The organism is Ruegeria sp. YTSA105, from assembly GCF_059610225.1.
Genome location: NZ_JBXWNE010000003.1, coordinates 120,285 through 141,759 on the forward strand (window position 1 = coordinate 120,285; position 21,475 = coordinate 141,759).

Sequence of the window (21,475 nt, forward strand, 5' to 3'; positions counted from 1 at the left end):
CGGTCGGGAGCGCACCGTCAAGCAGCATCACCTCAGATCGAGCCGCCTTCGACCATGAAATTCCCCGCGCTGCACATGGCCGCGTCGTCCGAGGCCAGAAACAGGACCATGCGCGCCACATAGATCGGCTCAATCGGGTCCGGGAGACATTGACGATCCACCTGCTTGGCCAGCGCCTCGGGTGTCACCCATAACTCTTTTTGCCTCTCCGTCATGATCCAGCCCGGAACTACCGTGTTCACCCTGATGCGATGGTCGCCCAGCTCGCGCGCCATGGTGCGGGTCAGGCCGTGAACGGCAGATTTGGCGGTGGCATAGGCCGGGAACCCCGCCCCGCATTCCCACCAGGAATTCGAGCCTAGGTTGACGATGGCCCCCCTGCCCTTAGCGATCATGCCCGGGGCCACCGACTGGATGGCAAAGAACATATGGCGGATATTGGTTGCCATTCGGTCATCCCAATACTCCGGCGTTACCTCGCGCCAGTCGTGGCGTTCGTCATGGGCAGCGTTGTTGACCAGAACATCCGCCTCGCCCAGCGCGGCGACCAGCCGCTCGAAGGCGGCCTGCAATGCCTCAATGTCGCGCAAATCGCATTGGGCAAAGGCATGCTGCCCATCCAGTTCTGCCAGCAGCGCTTGGCCCGCATCTGCGTTCAGATCAACAAACCCGACCCTGGCCCCCTGGGCGGCAAAGGCGCGAACCGTTTCGGCGCCGATCCCCCCGGCCCCGCCGGTGATAAAAACTGTTTTTCCCGCAAGACCGGGGTAATTCGCAAAATTCGCGCTCATGCGTCACGCTCCATGATCCATTCAACTTCGGGGGCGGCAACAAAGCGCCATTTCCGCAATGGGCCGGCCATGACGTTCAGATAGTACATCTCAAACCCATAGGGCGCACCGCAGGGATGATGCCCGCGCGGGACGATCACGACATCGCCATCAGATACAGCCATAGCCTCGTCCAGATCGCCATCATCGGTATAGACCCGCTGAATGCCGAACCCGTTCGAGGGGTTCAAACGGTGGTAATAGGTCTCTTCCAGATAGGTTATGCGAGGAAAGTCATCCTCATCATGGCGATGGCTGGGGTAGGAGGACCAGTGGCCATTGGGCGTGAAGACCTCGGTCACCAGCAGGCTGTCAGCGACGTCTTCGGCCTCCATCGCGATATTGTTGATATAGCGGGTATTCACACCCTTCCCGCGTTCGGTCAGTGTGATGCCACCCGGCCCGATCCGTCGCGCCGGGTGGCCACCTGTGCCGGGAGCCGAACACACGGCCACAACACAATCGGTTTCCGCCACGGCCTGCCAATCGGTTCCGTTGGGCAGGTACAGACAATGCGGCGGCGTCTTTTCAAAGACATCCATGCGGTCACCCAGCACACCCCAATCCTGCCCGGCCCCGGTGATATGCGCCTTGCCCTCGACCATGACCAGTATGACCTCATTGTCACCGGTTTCTTCGGTCGCCCTGTCGCCTGCGCGTAGGTGGTAAAGACCGAACCCGACATAACGCCATCCCGCAGAGGCAGGGGTGATGTCATGCACCTTGCCATAGGGGCCGCGTGGTTTCCTGAGCAGGTTGGCCATGGGGCCTCCTTTCTGGGCGCGCTGGCCCGGTTCGTAACGTCAGGCGGATTGTCGGGTTTTCAAAGCCGAAAGTGCCGAGGTCAGTTGCTCTGGCGTCCATTCTTCGGCGACCGCACGCCGCAAGATATCCGCCTGGCTTTCCGGAGCATTACCGCCAATCGGGGGATCTGTGTCCAGATTTGTCGGAAACGGATAGCCTTCGGCAGTCGCCGCGATGGCCGCGTCCAGCTCGGACCCAGTCAGCTCGCCGCTTCGCTTCAAGGCCACCAGTGACGGCAGTACGGCCAGCGCCATGGACCGGCGGTCGATGGCCTCCATCGCACGACCAAAAGCGGATGAGATCTGCAACAAGTTCGCCATACGGTCGATATCCGTGCTGCGGTTCTCGCCGGCCGAGTGGAACAGCGCGGGGTTGAAGAATACCGCGTCGCCTTTGTTCAACGGCACCTGAACATAGCTCTTCTCAAAGTGGTCCCTGTGCGCGGGGTCGTGAAAGCCAATATATCCGGCTGGATATAGCTGTGAAAACGGCAACAGTTTGGTGGGCCCGCTTTCCACCGGCATGTCACAATGTGCCACTGCCCCCTGCAAGGTCAGCGCCGCCGTCAGCAGATGTGCATGCACAGGGTACCGTGCAGCGCTTTCAGCGGTCTGAAAGCCCAGATGGTAGTCCCTATGCGCCTGCTGTGCCTTGCCGCTGGGGCGGACCTGATTGACCTGAGCCGTGACCTGATAGTTCGGCCCCAGCCATGCCTCGCAGGCGGTGGCAACAGCAGCGTTGCCGAAGTATTTTGAGAAACCTTCCGGATCGCGCAGGCAGTGCTTTTGCAGCGCATTCCAGATCCGGTCATTCGCACCCGAGGCGGCAAAATGATCACCCTCGCCTTCGCCGCTTTGGCGTTCCTCGTCGATGATCTGCCGAAAAACCTCGGTCGCCCGGTCGATCACCGACAGATCCTGATAGGCCCCTTTCAGCGCGATCACCCCGGCGGATTGGTTCAGCACATGGCCCCATTCCGCCATCAAAGCGCGCCGTTGCCCTGTATCTTCCAGCGCGGGACGCAGGGCATTCATGTCATAGACGGGGACGTTCTTTTCGATCATCGCGGCCTGCGGAACCATGTCCGAGGTCAGTTTCCGAGAGGTCAACACCTTGAATTCGTCCAGATCACAGGATTCCCGGTCAAAATACCCGACATATCCAATTCTTTGACTTACCATGATTTTCTCCTTCTTCATGGCCTTGGTGTTGCCCCTTGGGACGGTTTGTTAGTTGGTGATCTCCAATCTTGCCTGAGCGCAGACATCGACAATGTGGTCGTAGCCCATCTTGGAATACTCTTGGGGTGGGGCCTTGGCGGGGTCCTGTTCGGCCTCGACCACGATCCAGCCGCTATAACCCATAGATTTCAACGCATTCGCCACGGCTTGAAAATCAATGCAACCATCGCCAGGCACAGTGAACGCTCCCGCGACGACAGCATCCAGGAAGCTGCGGTTGTTTTCGCGCACATCCTGTACGACCGCCGGACGGATATCCTTGAAATGGACGTGATGCACCCGGTCACCCCACCGATTGAGGGTCGCCATCACGTTGCCGCCACCAAACAGCAAGTGGCCGGTATCAAAGCACAAGCCGACCTCGGGGCCCGACCCTTCCATCAACCAGTTCACATCCTCTTCGCTTTCGATAATCGTGCCCATGTGGTGGTGATAGGCCATCGGCATGCCCTGATCAGCCATCCATTTGGCCAGCTCGGTGATTTTGGCGGCATAGGCCAACACCTCATCCCGGGACAGTTTCACCCGGTCATTAACCGCGACCCCGATCTGCCCCTGCACGGTGTTCGAACATTCGGCATAGACGATGCACGGGCTGTTGAGCGCTACGAATTGTTCGACCTGCGCTCGCACGGCCTCGCGCTCGGCGGCAAAATCGTTAACCAGAGAAGCCCCAGAACACCAACCGCCACACAGGGCGATATCATTGGTGTCGAGATAGGCGCGCAGACCTTCGGTATCGCCGGGCATCCGCTGACCGCGTTCGACGCCGGTATAGCCGATCTCGCGCGCCTCTTTCAGGGCCTGTTCCATCGTGTAAGCCGCGGTCAGGTCCGGCAGATCATCATTCTGCCATGCAATCGGAGAGATGCCGATCTTCACGCTCATTTCGTGTTTCTTTCTTTGATGGCAACCTCATAGGCTGCGCGCTTTTCATTCACTTCCGGGCGGATGCTGACCTCGGGCACGGCCACTTCCCACCAGGTGCCGCCATATTCGGTCGACGGGTACGGATCGGTGTCTATGACGACCACATAGGGGCCGGTGACTTCGCCACGTTTGGCCAATGCCTGCTCCAGCTCAACGATCGAGCCCACCTTGACCGAAGTCGCCCCCATCGCCGCCGCATGCGCAGCGAAGTCTATGGCCGAGGGCGTTTCGTGCACCGCATGATCCAGCAGATTGTTAAACTCGGCCCCGCCGGTGCCCATTTGCAGGCGGTTGATGCAGCCAAACCCACGATTGTCGGTCACGACGACAGTAAAGGAGATGCCCATCATCGCTGCCGTCGCCATTTCGGAGTTCGCCATCATATAGGTGCCGTCACCGGTAAAGCAGATGACGTCGCGATCAGGCTGGGCCATCTTGATGCCCATTGCACCGGCGATTTCATAGCCCATGCAACTGAACCCGTATTCCATGTGATAGGCACCTGGGCGGGGCGCTTTCCACAGCTTGTGCAGCTCACCCGGCATCGTGCCCGCGGCGCACATGACTACCGTGTTATTGTCCGAGGCGCGTTGCACCGCACCCACTACCTGCATATCCGTAGGCAACGCGTTTCCGTCACCGGGCGCGTCGGTCAGTGCATCCACCTTGCCAAACCAATCTGCCTTAAGCGTGTCCGCCACCGGGTCGGCCCGGTAGCCGTGCAAGGCTTCGCCAAGTTCCTCTAACCCGACACGCGCATCGCTTTGCAGCGGCATTGCGCCGTGTTTTTCGGCGTCATAGGCGGCTGTGTTCAGGCAGATCATCTCGCGGTTCGGATTGGAAAACAGCCCCCAGGACCCGGTGGTAAAGTCCTGCAACCGCGTCCCAACAGCAAGCACCAGATCGGCCTCGGCGCAGGTGGCGTTGGCCGGTTCACCACCGGTTACACCAACCGGGCCAAGGTTCAACGGATGATCCCAAGCCAGCGCCGATTTCCCGGCCTGCGTCTCGGTGATCGGGATATTGTGGGATTCCACAAAGCTCTGCAGCACATCCGTCGCTCCGGAGTAATGCACGCCACCTCCGGAAACGATAACGGGACGTTTGGCTGATCTGATCGCAGCCACCGCACGGGCCAACTCCGCCTCATCCGGGCGAATGCGGCGCTGATACCAGACCCTCGGCTCGAAGAAACTCTCGGGATAGTCATAGGCTTCGGCCTGAACATCCTGGCAAAAGGCCAACGTCACAGGCCCGCAATCGGCCGGATCGGTCATGGTGCGAAAGGCACGAGGCAAGGCCGTCAACAGATGTTCAGGCCGCGAGATGCGATCATAGTACCGGCTGACCGGGCGAAAACAGTCATTGGCACTAACCGTACCATCACCAAAGCTTTCGATCTGTTGCAACACAGGGTCAGGCCCACGGGTGGCAAACACATCGCCGGGGATAATCAGAACCGGCAACCTATTCACATGCGCCAACGCCGCCGCGGTGACCATATTGGTCGCCCCCGGTCCAATGGATGAGGTCACCGCCATCGCCCGCATCCGCCGCGTCTGCTTGGCATAGGCAATCGCGCAATGTGCCATTGTCTGTTCATTTTGCCCGCGATAGGTTGGCAGGCTGTCTTTCGCGCCGTGCAGCGCTTCGCCCAGCCCGGCCACATTGCCATGGCCAAAAATGGCCCAGACACCGGCGATAAAGGGCTCGCCCGCTTCGTTCATCTGCGCGCCCAGATAGCGCACCAAAGCTTGCGCTGCGGTCAGTCGGACTGTGTTGCCCATAGTGATACCTTTCAACACAAGGCCATCTCGGCCATTCCTGCAATTTCGAAATTAGCGGGCCTGTGGCCCAGACGGGGGAACGGTTAAACCGTTCCGCCCAAAGAGCCTTCCAGCTGGGCCATTTCCTGACCTCCGGCCATCAGGTCCTGCAATTCCTCGGGTGTGATCTCTCCACGTGTGGCCGTGCCCAGCGTCTTGCCACGATTGAGCACGGTAAAGCGATCACCCACTGCCAGCGCATGGCGCACGTTATGGCTGATAAACACCACACCCACGCCCTGATTACGCACCTTGTCGATGGTTGCCAAAACATTCGATGTCTGACGTACCCCAAGTGCCGAGGTCGGCTCATCAAGGATCAAAACCTTGGCCCCGAAGTAAACCGCCCGGGCAATGGCAACCGTCTGACGCTCGCCCCCTGACAGGGTTCCAACGGCCTGATCCGGCCCGCGCAGATTGATACCCATCTTGCGCATCTCGGCCATACAGACCTCATTGGCCTGGTCGATATCGAACCGTTTCAGCAATCCCTTGCCCTTGGTCGGTTCGCGACCCATGAAGAAATTCCGCGTCACACTCATCAGCGGGATCATCGCCAGATCCTGAAACACGGTCGCAATGCCCGCCTCCATCGCATCGCGTGGCGTGTCAAACTGCAGCGGTTTGCCTTCGAAAAAGATCTCGCCCTTGGTGGGTTTGTGAACTCCGGACATGGTCTTGATGAAGGTCGACTTTCCGGCACCGTTGTCGCCCAGCAGGCAGTGGCATTCGCCAGGCCTGACGTCAAAGCTGACGCCTGCCAGGGCAATAATGTTACCAAAGTGCTTTTCGATATTCTTCATTTGCACGATCGGCGCGACATCCTTTACCGCATCCCCGTGATGGAACTTGCTGTCTTCAGTCATATCAGCGCTCCCCGGTTACGCGTTTGCGGATGGCGTTGTTGAACAATACCGCGATCAGAAGCATTGCGCCCAGGAACACCTGGAACCAGTCCTGATCGAAATCCGTGTAAGTCAGCCCGATGACCACCATGCCAAAGATGATCGCGCCAAAGAACGCCCCGATGGCCGATCCATAGCCGCCGGTCAGCAGACAGCCCCCGATCACCGCCGCAATGATGGCCTCAAACTCTTTCTGGAAGCCACGGCGCGCATCGGTCGATCCCGCGTCGATTACGGTGATGATTGCAACCAGCGCCGCACAGCAGGCGGTTAGCATGAACAAAGAAACTTTGATACGGCTCACCGGCACACCAGAATTCGACGCCGCATTACTGTCGCCACCGGCGGCAAAAATCCAGTTTCCAGCTGGGGTCCGCAGCAAAACATAGGTCGCCGCTAGGGCCAGAACGATAAACCACAAAATCTCGACCGGAATGCCCGGTACTTTCGGCGCCCCGTTTTTGAATGTGTCGATCAATCCGTTTGCAGCCAGCCAGGCAAACAAACCGGCAAAAGCTTCGCCCGAGAAGAACGGGGCCAGCCAGTCGTTTTCGACTACATCGCGCACGCCACGCAGCTGGGTTGACCCCCCAGTGGCTGCTTTGAGACCCACCAGTGAGAGACCGCGCAGAATGAAAAGGAAAGCCAGAGTTACAATAAAAGAAGGCAAACCCGACCGTATGACGATATTGCCGTTCACCGCCCCAACAAAGGCCGCAAAAACAAATGTCATTGGGATCGCAATGATCAGAGGTAACTGCCAAGTCACCACGCAGACACCAAAGAACAGGCCTGCAAAGGCAACCATCGAACCGATCGACAGGTCAAACTCACCCCCGATCATCAGCAGCGCCGCTCCGATAGCCAGGATACCCAGCTGTGCCGCGGGCGTCATGAAGTTCATAACTCCAGCCAGCGTGAACATGGAATCGTCTGCCGTGAGCGCGAAGAAAATGACCACCAGTACCACACCGGCCATGGCACCAAGCTCTGGACGTTTCATCAGCTTGGTCAGAAACGGTTCTTTCTTTACGCGTTCGTCCGTAGTGACGGGCGCTGACTCACTCATGTTTCCCTCCCAATTCGGTTGAAACGGCGCACCTGGCGCCGTTTCTGTTTTTCACTGTCCCAAACGGATCAGCGGATACCCTGTGCCGACAGGTCGATAACCTGGGCTGCCTTGTCCTGTGTGATCAGGTTCGGACCCGATGGCACGTTGCCACCTGGCATCAGACCGTATTTGGCATGCAGGCCCATGAAGTTCACAGACAGATAGCCCTGCAGATACTGCTGCTGGTCAATGGCAAATGCCGCATCTCCATCGGCGATGGACTGCAGGAAGTTCGCAGACAGGTCGAACGAGGCCACGTTCACATCACGGCCCGATGCTTTCACAGCCGCTACCGTGGGTTCACCAGCCGAACTTGCACCCAGCGCCATGACTGTGTCGACAGCGTCATTCGCGGCCAGAGCGGCCGAGACCTTCGCTTCGATTTCTGAAGGATCGTTCGAGGTCGGCAGAACTTCGACGCTGCCACCAAAGCCTTCGGCAAAACCGGCGCAACGCAGGTCAAGCGCCACATTTCCGACTTCGTGGTTCACACAGATCGCATTTGCGCCACCCATCGAAGCTAGCTTTTCGCCTGCGGCCTTGCCCGCATCAAACTCGTCCTGACCGACATGCAGCAATGCGCCCAGCTGTTTGGACACGTCCGAACCCGAGTTGATCGAGATCACCGGAATTCCGGCAGCAACAGCACGTTCGATTGACGGGCCAAGCGCATCGGCATCCGGGATCGAGACAATCAACCCGTCCGGTTCCTGGTTCACGGCGGCGTCGATCAGCTGTGACATCGCAACCATGTCAAAGGTCTCGGGTGCGCGGTATTCCACGTTCACGCCGACATCCTTGCCCGCTTGCTCAACGCCGTTTTTCACGACGTTCCAGAAGGCGTCATTGGCCTGACCATGAGACACAACGACGATCTCCTGCGCGAATGCAGGCGTAGCCATCGCCAGTGCACCAGCTGCCAGTGCGCCTTTAAAGAAATTATTCATATGGTTTCTCCTCCCGTTTGAACAGTGTGTTGGGGTCTTGGCCCCAATCTTCCGATTAAACCGAATCTTCTTCGCCCCGATCCGGGGCGAAGCTGCCCCAAGTTTCCGTATATCCGATCATTTTGCAACCGGTTTCAAAACTTTGGCCAAAACCATCGACTGTCCGGACTGCGCAGAACGGGTTGCGGCCTCGGCCATAGCAAGCGCGGCGACACCGTCGTCCAGAGTTACAGGCACCCCTGATCCAGAATTTACTGACCTAACGAATGCATCCCATTCGGCGCGATAGGCAGACATGTAGCGTTCAAGGAAAAAGTAAGTCGGCTTGGCACCGGTCACGCCATTCGAAGTTGACTTAACCACTGAGTTTTCAAGGATATTTTGCGCCTGAAGCATCCCTTCTGATCCCAGCAGTTCAACCCTCTGATCATACCCATAAGCCGCACGCCGAGAGTTTTTGATCACAGCGATCCGGCCATCGGCATAAGTCATTGTCACGACCGCCGTGTCCACATCACCTACGGCACCGATTTCGGGGTCAACAACCGATGTGCCCACTGCCGAGATTACTTCCGGCAGGTCACCCATCAGGAAGTTCGCCATGTCGAAATCATGAATCATCATGTCCCGAAACAGCCCTCCTGATACTTTGACATAGCTCACCGGTGGCGGCGCGGGGTCGAAAGATGTAATGGACAACAACTCGGCCTTGCCGACCTCACCAGCCTCAAACGCAGCCTTCAAAGCAGCAAAATTCGGGTCGAATCGACGATTGAAACCGACCATGACGGGCTGGCCGGTGGCTTTTGCAACGGATTGACAGGCGACAGCCCTCTCAAGGCTCAAATCAACCGGCTTCTCGCACAATACCGCTTTCCCGGCTTGGGTGGCCGCTTCGATCAGGTCGGAATGCGTATCCGTCGGCGTGGCGATCAGCACTGCATTTATCGAAGGATCGGAAATAATCTCTTGTGACTGTCGCGCATTGGCCCCGAATTCCTCGGCCAAACGCGCCGACGCTTCGGGCAGTGCATCAGACACCGCGCTCAGTTCACTGTAAGGATGCGCCGCAATAGCCTGCGCGTGAACACGCCCAATGCGCCCAGCCCCCAGCAATCCTACTTTTAGCATCCCGCGCCCCCGAATCCCTTTTTTCGACACCACAATGATTCTCTTTGCAACCGGTTGCAAGAATTATTTCACAGATACGCGAATTCACCCTTGTTTTCGGGTACTCGGCAAGTGTGCCCACTGCAGCTGCGGCCGTCCAATTCACAAATAAACAGTAACTGGCACCTCTGACTTAGAACGCAAGCGAAAGGCCGCGCGTCACCCTGAAATCACCTTGTCTGGGAAACGCACATTGGCTCAGTCAACACCTGTCCAGGCCTACCCTGCTATGGCTTGGATTCATTTTGGTTAACATAAAACCACGCAAGTGTTACACTCGGCGCATTATTAGATTCCAAGATTTATTTGCAGTTTGAGGTATTGTTATGGCCACAAGAATCCGCAAAAACGTTTGGACCCTGCCAGCCAACGACGAAACTCTGATCTGGTATGAGCGTGCTGTCGAAGCTCTCTGGGACCGAGATCTGGAAGACCCGACATCGTGGTTTTTCATGGGCGCAGTTCATGGGCAGCCGCAGAATTTTCCGGACATTCCCGGTTCCGGACAATTCTGGAACCAATGCCAGCACCAAAGCTGGTTCTTCCTGCCCTGGCACCGCGGATATATCACCGCATTTGAGGCCGTCGTCGGCAAAGCCGTCGCCGATCTGGGCGGGCCGCAGGATTGGGCGCTGCCTTATTGGGACTATTCCCAACCCCTGTCAGAAAACCCGAATGCGCGCCGCCTTCCTGTGGCGTTCCGTGAGCCGACCAAGTCAGACGGCACGCGCAACTTCCTGTTTTCCCGCCGACGTGTAGTGGTGAATGGAGATTTCGGATTTCCGGACGACGTGGTGTCGCTGGATGCGTTGGATCATGAAGATTTCACCAATGATACGCCCGGATTCTCATCAGGGTTTGGTGGCCCGCAAACCGGGTTTCACCCCGGCGGTGGGGACAATGGCGCATTGGAAAGCACGCCCCATAACGACATACACGTTTGGATTGGGGGCTCTGGCGGTTTTATGGCAAATCCGGCCACTGCGGCCTTTGATCCGATTTTCTGGCTGCACCATTGCAACATTGATCGGCTATGGGAAGTCTGGCGCAACGCCGACCCGAGCCATGTCGCCCCACCCTCGCCACTGTGGCGCACTGGCCAGACATTCTCGATGCATGATGGCGATGGCACGGCATTCACCTTCAACAGCGAAGAAATGCTGGACAGCACAAACGTCCTGCACGGGTTTCAATATGACGGCGTTCCACCAGCAGTAGAACCCGCCATTCCAGCAGAGGAGTTCGTCATGGCAGGCAAGGAACCCGAGCTTGCCGGCGCAAGCGAAGCTCCGGTCAAGTTGCGTGGTGCAATGACCACTGCCGGCGTAAAGCTCGACACTTCAGTCGCGTTGATTTCCGGCGCCGAGGCCCCCGGCACCACCCGGCGCGTTCACCTGCATCTTGAGGGGATCAAGGGCCGTGGCATGCCCGGATCTTACCGCGTCATGCTGGATCTTCCGGATGACGCTTTGCCGCCAGCGATTATCGGCACCTTGTCGCCGTTTGGCCTTGAACAGGCAAGCAACCCGGACGGCCCACATGGCGGCAACGGCCTTGCGGTGACTTACGAGATCACAAAGCTGGCCTTCGCACTGGGGCTGAGCCAAGGCGACGCCAACAGGTTGCAAATCCGGTTTCAACGGATGTTTGATGACAGCCAGGCCTTTGGCCAAGTACCAGGGTTGGAACAGATCGCCCCAACAGAACAGCAGCCAGACATTGAGATCGGCCGCATAAACCTTTATTTCGACTGATCGCCCATGGCGTCGGCTACCGGAATAGATCGCCCTCGCCTGTTTGGACGGGCCGATATCGAAATACGCACGACACTTGGCGTGGCCGCGCTTGCATGGCTTTGGCTTGCTTTGGTGCCCGCGCCCTCATTGCATTGGCCGGCGATGGTTCTGGCGATGATGCTTCCAACGCTTGTTCCGCAGATCGCACATGTCCGCGCGCGCAGCTTCGCAGATCGAAGATCACGCGCGGCACTTCTGTTTGTTCTGCCATATCTGTTGGCCTGGCTGGTCGCAGGCGCGCTTGCTGCGTTTCTTCTGGCGCCGGTTCTGCACCAAACCGTGTTTGCACCGTTGGCTTGCCTGTGCGCCGCAGCATGGCAGTTCAGCCCGCAAAAACGCAGCGCATTAAGGAAATGCCACAGCCGTCCGGTCCTGGCCGCCTTTGGTCCAAGTGCCGACCGCGATGTGCTGATCTTTGGGCTGACCTATGCGCGCGATTGCATCACCTCTTGCTTGCCGATGATGCTTGTCATGCTGGGGACCCACGACTTTGCCGTCATGATCTTTTTGACAGTGATCATCCTGTCGGAGCGCGCCGTTCTTCGCCCCGACCCCCGCGCCAGCGCATTCACCCTGTTGCTGACCGCGCTGGCGCTTACGGCGTTGGCCCATGCGCCCCACCATCTTTTGCTTTTGTATAAGGATATTTGCCATGCAGGAATATGACGCCCTAACAAGGTCCGATGTCTCGCTCGACGGCGATCCGCTAGTCATTGAAGTGGTCTCGGATACACCGCAATCGTTGTCGGCTATTCAAGAACGTGTGGGTAGTGCACTTCCTGATGTTGCCACCAGTACCCAAGCGGTCTTCGACGCAGATGCGGATCGATTTTTCTTTGTTGAATTCCCCGAGATCGATCCAAAAGGCCAAGAGCGTGAGGTTTTTGCATTTGGCCGTGCCCTCCGTATGGCGCTGGACGTAGCCGAGGCCAACCCGGTCTTGCCAGACAGCCTGTACGGGGCTGCACATGTGGGTACGGAAAGCTTTCTCAGTTTCTGCGAAACCAAGCGCGACAACTCTCGGCCCTATGGCTGGCACCACAAACGGATCAAGACACCGCTGGCCTGGCAGCACACCCGGGGTCAGGGCAGCAAGGTCGCGGTGATCGACACGGGCTATTCCGACCATAGCGAACTGGCGGGCGTGATTGAAACCAACGGCATGTGGAATTTTGTCGAAGGGAACGGGGATGCGCGTGACCGGTTTTCAGGCGGCGTCCTTAAACATCCTGGTCATGGCACGCTTGTCACCTCGGTCGTCGGATCGCGGGGCGGGGCCGATATGAATGGCGATACCACCTCGCCGGGGGCGATAACCGGTACGGCCCCTGCGGCCAAGGTTCTGCCAATCCGGGCGATCAAATCGGTGATCGACATGACACAGCTGCGTATTCCTGCGGCAATCTCTCATGCGGTCAACCAAAACGCCGATGTCATCGTGATGGCGCTTGGCGGGCCGGTGCGGGTCTCTTCAACCGAACAGGCGCTGCGCAATGCGGTACAGGCCGGACTGGTCATCGTCTGCGCCGCGGGCAACTGTTATCCGAACGTGGTCTTTCCCGCCGCCTATGCATCACTGGAAATCTGCACAGCTGTCGCTGCACTGCAGCCCGACAGACGCCCCTGGCGCAAAACTGGGCGTGGCCCCGAGGTCAGCTTTTCGGCCTATGGCGAAAACGTGTGGGGCGCGGCCAAGAACAAGGCGACCGACCCAAACTCGGGTATCCGCGCCAGCCAGGGTACCACGCTTGCCACCTCAATGACTGGAGGCGTTGCAGCGCTGTGGGTCGCACATCACGGCGGTCGGGCGGCGCTGTTGCAAAAGGCCCAGAATGCTGGGACCACCGTTCAGGCGATGTGGTTGCACTGTGCCAAACACGGGATGAACAAGCCAGCCGTCTGGAACGGGGCCACCGATCTTGGCGCGGGCATCATCAACGCTCAGGCGGTCCTGGACGCGCCGCTACCCACAGGCGCCGAAAGCCCGGCGGCACCCGATCCGAATGCGACCCCAACATTGAACATTCTGGTCTCGCATCTTGCGGGAACAGACAGCACCGCCGCCGGAGAGGTTACCCCTGACATGGCCGATTACGCCAATGAGATCATCTGGCTCAGCTATCGCCGTGGGGCCCGCAAACGCATCGCCGAAAGCGATGGTGGGGCCGAGGCCATGGTTGGAGAAGACGCCCCGACCTCGGGGCTGGACACCGCATTGTCGGACAAACCGGCCCTCAGCGCCTATTTGGGCATGGGATAAGCCACGGATGGTGAATGCAGCGCATATCCGGATTGCGATCCGAAAGCATGAGCCGATTGTGCGTCATGCATTGACCGCGCTGTTTCCCGACCCTGATGACCCGGTGAACTATGAGGCCGTCGAAGAAAGTGTAGACGAAGATATCGGAGAAACGCTTGCTGATGTCTTGCTGGAAATTCTGGTCGACGCTGCGAAGGTCAAGCAGTTCCTCAATTTTCTGCGCGCGCGCGGCGCGGACCCTGTGCCGCGCGACCGTAACCTGATTTTTGCCGAAAACACCGCTCGGTTTGACGGCACCCTGATCGGCACACCGGCGAATAATTCGTTCGACTTTGCTGCATTGGGCGATTTTGCCCCACGCGCAGAGAGCTTTCGCTGTCAGATCTGGATCAACAACACATTCGAAGGCTCCGGCGCGTTTGTTGCCCCCAATCTGGTGCTGACTGCAGCCCATGTTCTGGACCCGCTAAACTCCGTGCCCGCCGGGGTCGACCCTCGGCTTGAAATACTTGCCTCGGACGAAAAGCGGTACCGGGCAAAATGCGTAAAGCTCTGGCCCTATCACGACAGTGAAAAGGCCGGGAACCTGCCGCCGGGCGATGAGGTGGATATCGCGCTGCTGCGGATATTCCTGCCGCTGGGGCATACCTATGGCAGTGTCGATGTGACCGGCGATCCCCCCGATTTTGAGGGTGCAGACCTGTTCACATTGGTCCACTACCCCGAAGGTGTCACCAAGGGGTTCATGCCCGGCAAGGTACACCGCGAACCCGGAGCCAAACGGTTCCCTCATGACATCGACACATCCGGTGGCTCATCAGGTGGCCCCGGTTTTGACAGCCAGTTCAGGTTTTTGGGCATCCACCAGGGCAAATGGGAGACGACCAAACGGCTTGTCCCTTTCGAGCAGTTCCACGATGACCCCGATTTCCAGGATCTGATCAGCAAGAACTCGAACCAGCGGGACATGTGGTCGCTGAGCCGCGACATTGACGGAACCATCATCATCGGCCGCAACCAATTCGTAACCGGGCTTGCCCATATGCTGGATCATCCCAAATCCAAACTGCGTGGGATCTGGATCAGGCGCGAGGATACGACGTCTATTCGCGGTCTCGGATTCAGCTATGACATGCTGGAATCCTATCTGCTGATGCAAGAAGCACCTAACGCCGCGCCGCAACATCGTTGCATCCGTTTGGGGCCGACCCTGAATACGGACGATTTACTTGCTGATCTCGCCGAGAAGGCCAACGGGACCGTCGCCTCGCCAGACGCTGCTGCTGGAACAACCGCCGCCCAGACCACCGATGTTGCATTCGAGGGCAGCCGCGCGGAGACCCTGATTGCGGACATGGACCTGGCCGCCCAAACCGCAGGGCAAACATGGTGGATCTATTTCGACAACCCGCCCGAAGGGCTCTCACCACGTGCCCAGGTACAGTTCGAGCACATCGCCAAATGCTTGCCCACATCCGAGAACCTGCGCCTGATCCTCGCAGGTTATGAGACCTATCGCCTGTCCCCCCTGCGTTTTGCCAATGTCGGCGCTGTCGACGGCGCGCAGCGCAGCGGCCTATTGGTGGAAGAGCTGGGACCATTCACACGTAGCGATGTTGAGGCTACAATTAACAGCATGATCACTTCGCTTGACCCGGCAAAAGAGCTGACACCGGCTGCTCGACGGGCAATGGTGGACTCTGCTCTGGCCGGGTTGAGCCCTGACAACACAGGTGAATTCGATGGCGAACATCTGGAAACCGTTGTCACCCGTGTTCGCCAAGAGGCCAAACGCTTTCTGGAGATAGAAGAATGAACCAGGCGCAGGAAGAACTTCGTTCGCGCCTGCTGCGCGCTGCAGCCCTTCGAGGGGCATTTGAACCACGGCAGCTTATGCGCGAGGTGCTGAGCGAAGATGAGTACGGCAACCGGGTGCTACGGGCCCGGCTGATGTCATCCCTGCGCGAGTTGAGCCATGTTGATAAGTCGGGCAGCTCTACGAAATGGATACTGCGCCTGACTGCACGACATCGCGAATTATCCGGGATCGAAGAGTTCGACTCGGCGTCAACGCAGACCGATATCGTGCAGGCTCTGTCGGGAAGAGAAGGTTTCGCACCGAGCGCTCTGGATCACCTTATCGAGGCGGAAACAGATGAACAAAACCTGTCGCAGCACCTTGTCACGTTAGAGCGTGCAGGCCAAAAAGCGCCGGGATATGACCGCCTGTTCAGGCTGCGCAGCCGATTGAACCTGCTCAGACGCGAGCGCCGATCAAAAGAGCGCCTGGGCGAAAAATTCGTGGGGCGTGTCAGCGAAATCGACAAGATTCAACGCTGGATCGACCATCCGTTGCGCCATGCCCCTTTGAAAACCCTGCATATCGAAGGTCAGTACGGGATCGGAAAATCCTACCTTCTGGAACGCATCATCCAGATTACAAGCGAACGCAAAGACGTCATCCTGATCCGGCTGGATTTCGATCAGCCCTCATTGCAGACCGGTCCGATCTTTGAAGAGGTCTCGCGCCAGATCGGCACCGCGATACCACAGGCGGCGCCCGATTTGCGCAGATTGCGGCTGCGCTATTCCGAACAGGTCACCCGAGAGATCTACGAAAGCTCGGACCTTACACCGCGTCAGTTGATCCGGGCGATGATCAATGCGGTGGCTGATGCCGGTCTGCGCCTGGTTATCCTGCTGGATACGCTTGAAGTTCTGGATGGTCAGGGCGCTACTTTCGTGAACAACCTGATGAGCGATCTGGACCGTTTTGTGGAAAAGGAACAGATCGAAGTATCGATCATCTCTGCCGGTCGCGGGCCGATTTTCGGCGATGATCACCCAAGACGGGGCGAATACATCAAGCTCGACCAGATCGAAGACGAGTTGGTCAATCAAACGCTGGATGAGGCCGGAATCCCCGAGGAATTCCGCGATCAGATCATTTTGCGCTGTCAGGGCAACCCGTTGAAATTGCGGCTGTTGATTGACGAGGTGCAGACCGAGGGCCGATTGGCCGAAGTCTCCGAAGACGAGAATGACCCGATTGCTGCAGGCATCGTAAACCGGGCCGTCACATCGCGCCTGCCCGTGCATCTGCGCGGCATTGCCAATTACGGCATGGTTCTTAGCGAGATAAACGCCGACAATCTGAACGGCATCGTCGCACCGGCGCTTGGGCTGGGCGACCTCAGCGACGAAGCAGGCACAATCGTCGCGGATCTTGGTCTGCAATCCTGGCTGATGGACGCCGCCACCGAAGGTCAACTGACCCATAAGGCCGATATGCGGCGGGACCTGTTGGAACCGACCTACAGCCAAAGCCCCATCGAAACCGCGCAGGTCAACCGCGCGGCCTGTGCGTATTACGCCGACCGCGATCCGCTGCTGTTCCTGTACCATTCGCTTCAGCTTATGCGCGTCGGAGAAGCCGCGCCAAGCATCGACCCCTCATTGGCCGAACGCTTCCCCGAACATCTTCTGACCGAGCTGCCAATCGACGCGCAGGACCTGATCCGTCAGGCACGCGGCCAGCGTTCGGCCCCGGTGCAAAAGACCGAGCAGCGGGAATACAGCGCAGCCGGGCTGGACAGCGGTTCCGATCTGCCCCCATCGAAACTGGTACAAATTTCCCCAAAAGCGGCCACTGCACGGGCGCAGATTATCAAAAGCCGCGGATATGTCGCCTCACCGGATGAGCGCGCTGTCAATGACCTGCGCGCGATGTTGGAACAGGGCCAGCGTCGCGAAGCGACCCATATCATCCGCGAGGGGCTGCGGGGCGCCTATGTTCCGGCAAGCGAGGTTGGTATCCTGATCCTGTGCCACAACTGGCAAAGCGGTCATTGGTCCATGGCACGTGATCTGTTCAACCTTCTGCCCGAAGACACAGTGCTAAGGCAAATGCACGAGCGGCCCGAGCTGGAAGGCCGCATCCTGCTGGAGGTATTGGGGGAGTTCCGGTTCAGACAGTTGATCGAGAACCTGCACGACAAGGAATTCCACGAAGTCGCGTTGCGCGTTGTGAACCGATCATCCCGGATTGGAATGCAGTCCGCAGCGCTGGAATTCGCGCTTATCGCAATGGGCATGAGCTTTGAGGGGGATCATGAGGTTCTGGGCCTGATCGCCCCCTATCTGGATCACGGCCCGCGTGAACTAACCTATGAAAGACTGCGCTTCGCGGGGGGTATCCGTCAGGAATTCGGGTTGGAGTATTCGGAACCAGACATGCCCAACCCAGACTTACCGACGGATGATTACGGGCTCGCCCTGGCCCCGTTGAACCCCTATTTCGACCGGATGCTGGCACTTGTCGACGAGTTTCAGGTGAGCGGCCGGGGTCGTGTTCTGAGCGATTTGTCCAACCTTGCCACCGGCCTGTATGAGGCGGCTGACATCTTTGCCCCGGGCCTGCAGGGGATCGATGACGCAATGGCCCAGATGTCCGACCGGCCCACCGACGTGCTGTCATTGCTGCGCGCCATGGGCCTGACCTCGGACTGGGCCGAAGGATACAGCTTTTACCACCCGATTCCCGATCTCCCAACGCTTGCGCGTGCGGCCAGACGTTGGCAGCAGGTCATCGGCGGCTATTGGGCCTTCCCGTCGCCCCCGCCTCCGGAATGGAATTCCTCTCGGAAATGGAGCGACCTGACGTCCAGCCGAACCCTCGAGCTTTTGGAACGTGGCAGTCATGGCCTGGCAGACCGTGTTCTTAGCTTTTGGGCGGACCCATTGAACGAAGGGCGCAAGAAATCCACTCAGACCCTGCAACGCCGTCTGGCGAGTGTTGCCAAAGGGCTTACCCAGGGGTCAGGACCCGAGGCCATCCTGGGTCGGCTGACCAAAAGCCGGGCGCCGGTGGTGTTTCACCCGGCGCTGGCCATGCTTGTCGAAACCGGGATGCGGCCAGATTACCTCGATCCCAAAGGTCAGACCGATTGACTTAGAAAACTTCATATTAGCTGAGGAACCAATGTCATGAGCGATTTCGAAAAGGAAACCTTCAACCGGCTGGAAGGCCTTGGAAATGCCGGCGCGATCGACAAGGCGCGCGAGGTTCTGGATGCCAGTCCCGGCATTCTTGGCGAAATGGGCCTGACGCCGGATCGTGCCCGTGAACTGATGGGCGCGCAGCTGAACAAGCTGGAAAGCTTTGGCTCTACGCCCTCGCAACTTGAAGCCATCGTGCGCGCCGTGGGACGCCCTCCCCTGATTGTGCGTGGCGGCAAGGTTGAAGGCAAACAATCGCTGTCATCCGACTTTCCGCCGGATATCGACATTCGTATCGGCAAGGCCGAAGACAATATCGCCTCGGTCGGGCGGATCGAGTTTATCAATCATGACTTTAGCTGGGGTGGCACTGGCTGGGTGATCGAAAAGAAGGACGACCATCTGCTGATCATCACCAATCGCCATGTTGCCAAGCTGGTCGCGCGGCGCAGTTTCCTGGGCGATGGTGTCTTCATGTTTGCCCCCGGCAATGCCCGCTATGGCGCCCGGATAGATTTCCTGGAAGAGGTCGGCTCGACACCCGACCCCGACCGGCTTTTCGACATTCGCAAGTTCACCTATATCGCCGAAGATGCGGCCGCAGATATCGCGCTTGGAAAGATCGACCTGCCCGCAGATACGGCCAATTTCACGCCTACGCCGATCCCGCGCGCCGATACGGATGCGCAGCACGGCGAATGCGTCGCGGTGATCGGGTATCCCGCCAAGGATTCCCTGCGCAATGACCCCACGCAGATGTCCAACTATTTCAACGACCTGTATGACGTGAAACGCTTTTCGCCCGGATTTCTCATCGAAGATGGCGGCGTGACGATCCTGCGCCATGACTGCACGACTTTGGGCGGCAACTCGGGCTCGCCTGTGATCTCGTTGGACAGCGGCAAAGCGGTTGGTCTGCATTATGCAGGTACCTTCGGCGTCGGAAACTCGGCGGTCAGGATCAGCACGGTCAACGCATTGTTGGACGGGGCGGTGCCGACCTCGATCCCCGGAACTGAAATCGTCCGGCCAGAACGACCTGACGGAAACCATGACGCAGACCATTTTGAACCGCGCGACGGGTACAACCCGGACTTCCTTCAAGTGGCAGAGGTGCCTCTGCCGGTGGTACCGAATGCGTTTGGACTTGCCACTCCGTCGGATGCGACCCCGGAACGCCCCAACGAATTGCGCTATCAGAATTTCGGCATTCTCTATTCTGCGACTTTCAAAACACCGATCATTGCCGCGCTGAATATCGATGGTGCCAAGACCCGACCGCAAAAACGAGGTAGCGACAAGTGGTTCGCTGACCTGCGCATCCCGGCAAATGTCCAACTCGGCAAAGAGGATTATGATCACGCAGATATTGACCGGGGCCACCTGGTTCGCCGTGCGGCGACAAATTGGGGTGTCGATGATGCACAGGCCAAACAGGCCAATGATGACAGCTTTCACTATACCGCTGCTGCCCCGCAGCACCGGGCCTTTAACCGGAGCCACGCGCAATGGTTGGGTCTTGAGAACTTTATCATGACAAATGTGCGCACACATGGATTCAAGGCCTGTGTGTTCACCGGACCAATCCTGACCGGTGACGAGCCGATGTTGAAAGATACCGGATCGCCGGTACCCCTGAAGTTCTTCAAGCTTGTGACCATGCTGGCCGAAGAGGATGGCAGCGAAGGCATTCTTCGCCTTCATTCCACCGCCTATGTGCTCAGCCAGGTTGAGGTCATCCAACAGATGCTCTCGAACCAGGGGAGCGTGGAATCTGTCGGTGGATTTGAGTTTGGTGCCTATAAGACATTCCAGATCCGCGTCCGGGATTTGGAAAAATTAACCGGGCTGAACTTTGGCCCCCTTAGCGATGCCGACCCATTGGCGCAGCGTCTGACCGATGCAGAAAGCCTGGCGGGACAACCACGTCCGATCGTCACAGTCGAGAGCTTTGCCAACGTCGTAATCTGAGGGTGGCGGATGTATACTCAATTAGGAATTGTGCATTTGGCGAGCCGTGGAGGACTCGAACCCCCGACCTGAGAATTAGAAGTTCCCTGCTCTAATCCAGCTGAGCTAACGGCCCGCTCATATTCTGGCTGTATCAGCCAAATCCCTCGCCTTGTCAACTTGATGGAGAGATGAGGTTTTGGGGCAAAAAACCTCTCTGATTTCAGCATTATCTCTGACCGGAGCAAGCTTATACAGGTACCTTGATTGCTGGGTGAACTGCACCTCGAAGCCATGCCTCAAAAGGCCCTAACCGAGTCGAACTTACCAGACTAATTCAGGCCGCATTTGCAGCCTGTCACGATGACGGAATACATCGGCAAACTGGGATGCCGTCACCTGCATCACTGCAATTTGATATTGCGCCGCGCAGTGGCAAACCTGTTTGATCAGATCTTCCGCAGATCCCAGCTGATTGCGGTGGCCGGAATTGTTAATAGCACCGCACACATGCCCAGACCCGTCATGGGGGGGGTACGGTGATCCAGTTCCGTTTCGCTCAGATCCGCCAGCATCACGCCCGCCATTGATGTGACAAGGTACGGAAGGCGCGAACCAACTGGAATGTTCGAAACCAATGGGCTGGGTGACAAAAATTCCTTGGCGATCTCGGACAATGTTTTCAGCCTGACCAGCACCAAGTGCCC

Annotated in this window: 16 protein-coding genes and 1 tRNA gene; 6 read left to right on the forward strand and 11 right to left on the reverse strand. The window is 58.3% G+C overall.

All coding sequences use genetic code 11. The features are described 5' to 3' along the window. Window positions 1–32 precede the first annotated feature (32 nt). The 9 genes from AC2FH2_RS05415 to iolG form a co-directional block, all read right to left on the reverse strand. A complete protein-coding gene (locus AC2FH2_RS05415; RefSeq protein WP_496823105.1) occupies window positions 33–791 on the reverse strand; it encodes an SDR family NAD(P)-dependent oxidoreductase in 759 nt (252 codons plus the stop codon). Next, window positions 788–1,594 carry a 5-deoxy-glucuronate isomerase gene (gene iolB, locus AC2FH2_RS05420; protein ID WP_281972475.1) on the reverse strand — a complete coding sequence of 269 codons (807 nt, stop codon included), beginning with the start codon at window positions 1,592–1,594 and terminating at the stop codon, window positions 788–790. Before iolB ends, AC2FH2_RS05415 begins: the two co-directional genes overlap by 4 nt. A gap of 39 nt (window positions 1,595–1,633) precedes the next feature. Then, the gene (locus AC2FH2_RS05425; RefSeq protein WP_496700782.1) at window positions 1,634–2,815 is read right to left on the reverse strand and encodes a phytanoyl-CoA dioxygenase family protein; all 1,182 of its coding nucleotides are present in this window, start codon (window positions 2,813–2,815) and stop codon (window positions 1,634–1,636) included. A gap of 48 nt (window positions 2,816–2,863) precedes the next feature. After that, on the reverse strand, window positions 2,864–3,763 hold the full coding sequence (gene iolE / locus AC2FH2_RS05430) for a myo-inosose-2 dehydratase (RefSeq protein WP_496700784.1): 900 nt from the start codon (window positions 3,761–3,763) through the stop codon (window positions 2,864–2,866). Further along, a complete protein-coding gene (iolD, locus tag AC2FH2_RS05435; RefSeq protein ID WP_281995352.1) occupies window positions 3,760–5,592 on the reverse strand; it encodes a 3D-(3,5/4)-trihydroxycyclohexane-1,2-dione acylhydrolase (decyclizing) in 1,833 nt (610 codons plus the stop codon). Before iolD ends, iolE begins: the two co-directional genes overlap by 4 nt. A gap of 83 nt (window positions 5,593–5,675) precedes the next feature. Beyond that, a complete protein-coding gene (locus AC2FH2_RS05440; RefSeq protein ID WP_142635708.1) occupies window positions 5,676–6,497 on the reverse strand; it encodes an ATP-binding cassette domain-containing protein in 822 nt (273 codons plus the stop codon). A gap of 1 nt (window position 6,498) precedes the next feature. Beyond that, the gene (locus tag AC2FH2_RS05445; protein WP_142635706.1) at window positions 6,499–7,605 is read right to left on the reverse strand and encodes an ABC transporter permease; all 1,107 of its coding nucleotides are present in this window, start codon (window positions 7,603–7,605) and stop codon (window positions 6,499–6,501) included. A 68-nt stretch (window positions 7,606–7,673) separates the two neighbouring features. Beyond that, window positions 7,674–8,594 (reverse strand): sugar ABC transporter substrate-binding protein, encoded by a 921-nt coding sequence (locus tag AC2FH2_RS05450; protein WP_142635704.1) that lies wholly within the window; start codon window positions 8,592–8,594, stop codon window positions 7,674–7,676. Between the two features lie 117 nt (window positions 8,595–8,711). Beyond that, the gene (gene iolG / locus AC2FH2_RS05455; protein ID WP_496823106.1) at window positions 8,712–9,725 is read right to left on the reverse strand and encodes an inositol 2-dehydrogenase; all 1,014 of its coding nucleotides are present in this window, start codon (window positions 9,723–9,725) and stop codon (window positions 8,712–8,714) included. 365 nt (window positions 9,726–10,090) lie between these two features. Between iolG and AC2FH2_RS05460 the strand changes: the two genes are divergently transcribed. Genes AC2FH2_RS05460 through AC2FH2_RS05485 form a run of 6 tightly spaced genes read left to right on the forward strand, consistent with a single transcriptional unit; the run spans window position 10,091 to window position 20,789 of the window. Beyond that, entirely contained in the window at window positions 10,091–11,518 is a 1,428-nt protein-coding gene (locus AC2FH2_RS05460; protein WP_496823107.1) for a tyrosinase family protein, read from the forward strand. Between the two features lie 6 nt (window positions 11,519–11,524). Beyond that, window positions 11,525–12,226 carry a copper chaperone gene (locus tag AC2FH2_RS05465; protein ID WP_281995353.1) on the forward strand — a complete coding sequence of 234 codons (702 nt, stop codon included), beginning with the start codon at window positions 11,525–11,527 and terminating at the stop codon, window positions 12,224–12,226. Continuing rightward, window positions 12,213–13,820 (forward strand): S8 family peptidase, encoded by a 1,608-nt coding sequence (locus AC2FH2_RS05470; RefSeq protein ID WP_281972481.1) that lies wholly within the window; start codon window positions 12,213–12,215, stop codon window positions 13,818–13,820. The genes AC2FH2_RS05465 and AC2FH2_RS05470 overlap by 14 nt, the downstream gene beginning before the upstream one ends. A 7-nt stretch (window positions 13,821–13,827) precedes the next feature. After that, entirely contained in the window at window positions 13,828–15,636 is a 1,809-nt protein-coding gene (locus tag AC2FH2_RS05475; RefSeq protein ID WP_496823108.1) for a S1 family peptidase, read from the forward strand. Further along, window positions 15,633–18,770: an ATP-binding protein gene (locus AC2FH2_RS05480; protein WP_496823109.1), complete on the forward strand. Its 3,138-nt coding sequence runs from the start codon at window positions 15,633–15,635 to the stop codon at window positions 18,768–18,770. The genes AC2FH2_RS05475 and AC2FH2_RS05480 overlap by 4 nt, the downstream gene beginning before the upstream one ends. 36 nt (window positions 18,771–18,806) lie before the next feature. Next, the gene (locus AC2FH2_RS05485) at window positions 18,807–20,789 is read left to right on the forward strand and encodes a DNA/RNA non-specific endonuclease (RefSeq protein ID WP_271948284.1); all 1,983 of its coding nucleotides are present in this window, start codon (window positions 18,807–18,809) and stop codon (window positions 20,787–20,789) included. Between the two features lie 37 nt (window positions 20,790–20,826). Here the strand turns inward: AC2FH2_RS05485 and AC2FH2_RS05490 are convergent. Both AC2FH2_RS05490 and AC2FH2_RS05495 read right to left on the reverse strand, forming a co-directional pair. After that, window positions 20,827–20,904 (reverse strand) — tRNA-Arg (locus AC2FH2_RS05490). 313 nt (window positions 20,905–21,217) lie between these two features. Beyond that, window positions 21,218–21,466, reverse strand: a complete 249-nt coding sequence (locus AC2FH2_RS05495) for a hypothetical protein (protein ID WP_496823110.1) — start codon at window positions 21,464–21,466, stop codon at window positions 21,218–21,220. Between the last annotated feature and the right edge of the window lie 9 nt (window positions 21,467–21,475).

Coding starts and splice junctions, on each gene's coding strand:
- AC2FH2_RS05425 (WP_496700782.1), bottom strand. CDS start 2,815: ATGGTAAGTCAAAGAATTGGATATGTCGGGTATTTTGACCGGGAATCC.
- AC2FH2_RS05465 (WP_281995353.1), top strand. CDS start 11,525: ATGGCGTCGGCTACCGGAATAGATCGCCCTCGCCTGTTTGGACGGGCC.
- iolD (WP_281995352.1), bottom strand. CDS start 5,592: ATGGGCAACACAGTCCGACTGACCGCAGCGCAAGCTTTGGTGCGCTAT.
- AC2FH2_RS05460 (WP_496823107.1), top strand. CDS start 10,091: ATGGCCACAAGAATCCGCAAAAACGTTTGGACCCTGCCAGCCAACGAC.
- AC2FH2_RS05470 (WP_281972481.1), top strand. CDS start 12,213: ATGCAGGAATATGACGCCCTAACAAGGTCCGATGTCTCGCTCGACGGC.
- AC2FH2_RS05445 (WP_142635706.1), bottom strand. CDS start 7,605: ATGAGTGAGTCAGCGCCCGTCACTACGGACGAACGCGTAAAGAAAGAA.
- iolG (WP_496823106.1), bottom strand. CDS start 9,725: ATGCTAAAAGTAGGATTGCTGGGGGCTGGGCGCATTGGGCGTGTTCAC.
- AC2FH2_RS05480 (WP_496823109.1), top strand. CDS start 15,633: ATGAACCAGGCGCAGGAAGAACTTCGTTCGCGCCTGCTGCGCGCTGCA.
- AC2FH2_RS05450 (WP_142635704.1), bottom strand. CDS start 8,594: ATGAATAATTTCTTTAAAGGCGCACTGGCAGCTGGTGCACTGGCGATG.
- AC2FH2_RS05415 (WP_496823105.1), bottom strand. CDS start 791: ATGAGCGCGAATTTTGCGAATTACCCCGGTCTTGCGGGAAAAACAGTT.
- AC2FH2_RS05440 (WP_142635708.1), bottom strand. CDS start 6,497: ATGACTGAAGACAGCAAGTTCCATCACGGGGATGCGGTAAAGGATGTC.
- AC2FH2_RS05485 (WP_271948284.1), top strand. CDS start 18,807: ATGAGCGATTTCGAAAAGGAAACCTTCAACCGGCTGGAAGGCCTTGGA.
- iolB (WP_281972475.1), bottom strand. CDS start 1,594: ATGGCCAACCTGCTCAGGAAACCACGCGGCCCCTATGGCAAGGTGCAT.
- iolE (WP_496700784.1), bottom strand. CDS start 3,763: ATGAGCGTGAAGATCGGCATCTCTCCGATTGCATGGCAGAATGATGAT.
- AC2FH2_RS05475 (WP_496823108.1), top strand. CDS start 13,828: ATGGTGAATGCAGCGCATATCCGGATTGCGATCCGAAAGCATGAGCCG.